Annotated in this window: 1 protein-coding gene; it reads left to right on the forward strand. The window is 43.6% G+C overall.

Annotation, left to right across the window (positions count from 1 at the left end):
* On the forward strand, positions 1-532 hold a 532-nt coding region (locus JMY00_RS13560), incomplete at both ends, for a Glu/Leu/Phe/Val dehydrogenase dimerization domain-containing protein (protein ID WP_277350425.1).

Raw genomic sequence — 532 nt, forward strand, 5'->3', positions numbered from 1 at the left:
GTATTATTAGTTTTCGTGTCAACTGGGAAGATGATGAAGGTAATATCCAAATCAACCGTGGTTGGCGAGTTCAGTTCAGTAATGCTTTAGGTCCTTACAAAGGCGGCATCCGTTTCCATCCTACCGTTAACGAATCTATTCTAAAGTTCTTAGGTTTTGAACAAATCTTTAAAAATGCTCTGACCGGCCTACCGATGGGTGGCGCTAAAGGTGGTTCAGACTTTGACCCTCATGGTAAATCAGACAGCGAAATCCGTCGTTTTTGTTATGCTTTCATGCGCGAGCTTTATCGTTACATCGGTAAAGATATGGATGTACCGGCAGGCGACATCGGTGTGAGCGGTAGAGAAGTTAGCTACATGTTTGCGATGTATAAAAACCTTACTAATGAATACACAGGGGTATTGACCGGTAAAGGTGTGGGCTTCGGTGGCAGCTTATGTCGTTCAGAAGCCACAGGTTATGGTGCGGTTTACTTCTTACAGCACATGCTTAAAGCAAACAATGATCAAATGGAAGGCAAAACTGTCCT

Origin of the sequence: Psychrobacter sp. Pi2-52 (assembly GCF_904846705.1) — a bacterium.
Lineage (GTDB): Bacteria > Pseudomonadota > Gammaproteobacteria > Pseudomonadales > Moraxellaceae > Psychrobacter.